Source organism: Haloferula luteola, assembly GCF_014201715.1.
Taxonomy (GTDB): Bacteria; Verrucomicrobiota; Verrucomicrobiia; order Verrucomicrobiales; family Akkermansiaceae; genus Haloferula; species Haloferula luteola.
On the sequence record NZ_JACHFD010000050.1, the window covers coordinates 1 to 4,375 of the forward strand.

The window sequence follows — 4,375 nt, forward strand, 5'->3', positions numbered from 1 at the left end:
GAGGTGGATGTATGTGGGCTGGAATCCGGTGATTGAGTTCAGTTCGAATGCTGGAGGGACGAGTTTGACCCGAAAGCTTGAATTCACGTGGGGAAGTGACCTGTCGGGCTCCATGGAGGGAGCGGGAGGCGTGGGGGGCCTGTTGATGCAGCGGACGGTCTCGGACGGGAAGCTGAGACGCCCGGCATACGACGGAAACGGAAATATCACGGCCTGGGCGCTCAAGGGTTCCGAAGGCACGGCAAATCCCAATATGGAGCAACTGCGGACGGAATACGATGCGTTTGGAAATATTGTGGTTTCAGAAGGGATCTTGAATTCGGAGTTTGGGTTCTCCACCAAGATTCGCGATCCTTACACGGGACTCTCCTACTACGGTTACCGGTATTATGATCCGGTGACGGGAAGGTGGCCATCGAGGGATCCGATCGGGGAACGGGGCTGGGCGAACCTGTATGGGTTCGTGGGGAATAACGGGGTGAGCGGTATTGACCCAATTGGGCTTACGGAGATAGACCTTAACCAGCCAAATGAGGAGAAAAATCAAATCAAGAATTTTGGGATTCCTCTTCAAATCAAGATCGATTGAGCCATGGAACGGATATGGCTAAATGAGAGGGGTGGAGAAACTGATTTTAGGGGCACAGCTGGGTTGGTATCGGTTGATTTGAAGCTGGATGAAAAAGGCTGCCAAATATCTGGGAAAATTGATGTCGAGTATGCGATTCGCATGAATGTGAATCCTTCACGAGACCCTCAGTTTCATGGAAAGAAGAATTATTGGAAAGGCGCGGCACATGAGGTTGAGCTTTACAGGGCGTTCATTCAACGGTTGGGAAAAATTATCGAAGATGCTGAAGAATGGCCGGACAACTTTGATTCGCCTGAGGAGGCCACCAGGAAAGCGGAGGAGCAGACAGAAACCCTTCAAAACTTGATTAGAGAAGCAATCATCAAGGAAGCGAGTCACGGAGACTTTGATGAAAAACTGGACGGCATAGATGCGAACAAAGAGTTTGGAACTCCTCCCAATGGAGAAGCATACGACTGGGAAACAGGCCAACCGACAAATTGGAAAAACTGATGGGACAACCAAATCAGCGCCGAATGTTGTGGGGGTTGGCTGCAACTGTTTTGTTTTTAATGATTGGCGCAGGCTTTTTCTCGTGGAAAAAAAAAGAGGTCTTGCTGACGCCTGAGTCAAGCGATTTGGTGGGGATATGGGAAAGTCTTGAGCGAGACAAGAAGGCAAATGAATATTTAGAGGTATATTACGATTTGACATTTAAATACAATCGAAATCCTTCTGATGTCATAACTGGGGAGATTGATGATTGGCCCAAGGCTGGCAAGGCGGATCTTAATGGCGATCTCCTGTCTCTTCCTCTTCGCTTTCGGTTTCCCGACGGAAAGACAGTTGAGGTTAAACGTGTTTTTCAAATATTGAGATTCCGGAATCAGTGGGTCCTTGCGCGCCCCGGTTCAGGGTCTGAAGTAGATAAGGGTCAAATTTCTGCAGGTGGCTTAAAAAAAAGACGGACTATATTCGAGCAAGTCTTGGATTTATTTCGAACGGGCGAGTAAAAGGGGTCAGGTAAAAGGGGTCAGTCCTCGCACTTTAACATCCGTGTCAAAGGAGTCATTCCTGAATGGTAATGCATTAAGTCACGGTTCGTTGACAATCAATGATGGAAGGCCGACCGGATTACGGTAGGCATCGTGAGAATATCCAACCTTTTCTGTCTTCTGAGCGGCTCCTAGGCGACCACGTTTGCCACTTCAAAACGCGTCCGGCAATCCGCCATCCGCCGCAAAAGGCGGGAGATGATCGTCGGGTCTCCCAGTGGCTATGGGGTGATCTTCGGGGATGTGCTGCCGCCACGGACACTCGCGGAGATCCACCCGAGCTGCCGCCAGCGGCAACCGGAGGGACAGGCGCCTTCTGTGAAAGCGTGGTCTGAAGCCCCGTCGTGTCGCTTTGCAGTTGGGTCGCGTTGCATTCATCGCTCTTCGGAGGAAGAGAGCTACGCAGGATTCCCTTGTCAGATGCGACCGCAGAGCCTCGCGATGCTCCCTGCCGATCCTCATCCGCCCGAGGATGTGGGTCTTCAGTATCGTCGTCGTATCCGTCATCGCCAGACAGGATACGACCCTTACGCTCGAGCGAACAGGTAGCGGATTGCTTAGCGCTTACGAAGAAAATGGGTGCAACCTCCGTCAATACCGGTTATCTGTGGTTTGACCAAGCGGCGCTGGTTCCGAGCTACGACGCGGACGGCAACCTGCTGAGCGATGGTCGTTGGACATACACTTGGGATGCTGAGAATCGCATGACGAAAATGGTGACCACCACTGCGGCCACGGATGCCGGGCATCCGTATACCAAGTTGGAATTCAAATATGATTTCCTGGGCCGTCGAACGGAGCGAGCGATTTGGTACAAGGGCACCGCATCGAGTCCCACCTTCAAGTCGCGGGCGAGGTGGATGTATGTGGGCTGGAATCCGGTGATTGAGTTCAGTTCGAATGCTGGAGGGACGAGTTTGACCCGAAAGCTTGAATTCACGTGGGGAAGTGACCTGTCGGGCTCCATGGAGGGAGCGGGAGGCGTGGGGGGCCTGTTGATGCAGCGGACGGTCTCGGACGGGAAGCTGAGACGCCCGGCGTACGATGGAAACGGAAATATCACGGCTTGGGCGCTCAAGGGTTCTGGAGGCACGGCAAATCCCAATATGGAGCAACTGCGGACGGAATACGATGCGTTTGGAAATATCGTGGTGTCAGAGGGAACGTTGAATTCGGAGTTTGGGTTCTCCACCAAGATTCGCGATCCTTACACGGGACTCTCCTACTACGGCTACCGGTATTATGATCCGGTGACGGGGAGGTGGCCATCGAGGGATCCGATCGGGGAGAGAGGGGGGATGAATTTGTATGGGTTTGTGGGGAATGACGGTGCGAATGTGACGGACTATCTCGGTATGAAGGAGTGTCACGAGATTGCCGATCCAGCAAATCGGTCAAAGTGTTGCTGTGAGAAATTCCCTAATCAAGGCCGAAATGCGAGGGGGTCTTCTGAGTTGCGCAGCTGTTGCCAGAAGGGCGGAAAACTGATGCCGTTTTATGAGGCGGTAGGACTATCAGAAGAAGAATGTTCCGAGCGGAGACAAGAAGAGATGAGTTGGTTGTATGAAACCGCGACAGTGTTGGAGACACTTACAGCGGCTAGGGCAGTGCCCGCGTTTGTAGGAGGTTATCGCCTAATTGCGGGGGCGGAGAGCCTAATTTGGGCAGACAATGCGCTGGGTGTAGCCGGGGAAGCGGCGGTAGGTGCAGTCGCTGGGCGCTGGTTCAGCAATCCATTTCATGACTGGGCCTCCAAAGGCGTTTGTAATCAAAAAGTTTGTTCGGCGGACAAGGATAAAATCAAGAAAATGAGGAAGGAAATTTTGGGTGAATAAGTTGCGGAATTCAATCATGGCAAAGTGGATGAAAAATCCATGGCTATCAATGCTTTTTGTTGGTTTTTTCTATCTGGCGCTTATGGTGATTTTAGAACAGTTTGCCGATTTGGGTAAATTCTCCAAGGGTCTGATATTACTTGTGTTAGTTGTTGTGTCTGAGGTGATGCGACGAAGACTAGGGTTAGACGAAAAATCTTTACGTTGAATGAGGAAGGGGATCGGTCCTGAATGGAGCCGCTTTAAGGTGCCCTTCGTTGACAATCAATGATGGAAGGTCGACCGGATTACGGTAGGTATCGTGAGAATATCCAACCTCTTCTGTCTTCTGAGCGGCTTCTAGGCGACCACGTTTGCCACTTCAAAACGCGTCCGGCAATCCGCCATCCGCCGCAAAAGGAAAGGCGGGAGATGATTGTCGGGTCTCCCAGTGGCTATGGGGTGATCTTCGGGGATGTGCTGCCGCCACGGAGACTCGCGGAGATTCACCCCAGCTGCCGCCAGCGCCAACCGGAGGGACAGGCGCCCTCTGTGTAAGCGTGGTCTGAAGCCCCGTCGTGCCGCTTTGCCGTTGGGTCGCGTTGCATTCATCGCTCCTCGGAGGATGAAAGCTACGCAGGATTCCCTTGTCAGATGCGACCGCAGAGCCTCGCGATGCTCCCTGCCGATCCTCATCCGCCCGAGGATGTGGGTCTTCAATATCGTCGTCGTATCCGTCATCGCCAGACAGGATACGACCCTTACGCTCGAGCGAACAGGTGGCGGATTGCGTAGCGCTTACGAAGAAAATGGGTGCAACCGCCGTCAATACCGGTCATTTGTGGTTTGACCAAGCGGCGCTGGTTCCGAGCTACGACGCGGACGGCAACCTGCTGAGCGATGGTCGTTGGACATACACTTGGGATGCTGAGAAT

5 protein-coding genes are annotated in these 4,375 nt (G+C 52.7%); all 5 read left to right on the top strand.

The annotated features are described in order from the left end of the window. The coding region (locus tag HNR46_RS21290; protein ID WP_184022455.1) for an RHS repeat-associated core domain-containing protein at window positions 1-589 on the top strand (589 nt) is incomplete at its 5' end. Window positions 590-592: 3 nt separating this feature from the next. Further along, window positions 593-1,084 (top strand): hypothetical protein, encoded by a 492-nt coding sequence (locus HNR46_RS20180; RefSeq protein ID WP_184022457.1) that lies wholly within the window; start codon window positions 593-595, stop codon window positions 1,082-1,084. After that, on the top strand, window positions 1,084-1,584 hold the full coding sequence (locus HNR46_RS20185; RefSeq protein ID WP_184022459.1) for a hypothetical protein: 501 nt from the start codon (window positions 1,084-1,086) through the stop codon (window positions 1,582-1,584). Before HNR46_RS20180 ends, HNR46_RS20185 begins: the two co-directional genes overlap by 1 nt. Before the next feature lie 617 nt (window positions 1,585-2,201). Beyond that, the gene (locus HNR46_RS20190; protein ID WP_184022461.1) at window positions 2,202-3,461 is read left to right on the top strand and encodes an RHS repeat-associated core domain-containing protein; all 1,260 of its coding nucleotides are present in this window, start codon (window positions 2,202-2,204) and stop codon (window positions 3,459-3,461) included. A 28-nt stretch (window positions 3,462-3,489) separates the two neighbouring features. Then, the gene (locus HNR46_RS20195) at window positions 3,490-3,669 is read left to right on the top strand and encodes a hypothetical protein (RefSeq protein WP_221285310.1); all 180 of its coding nucleotides are present in this window, start codon (window positions 3,490-3,492) and stop codon (window positions 3,667-3,669) included. Window positions 3,670-4,375: the final 706 nt, after the last annotated feature.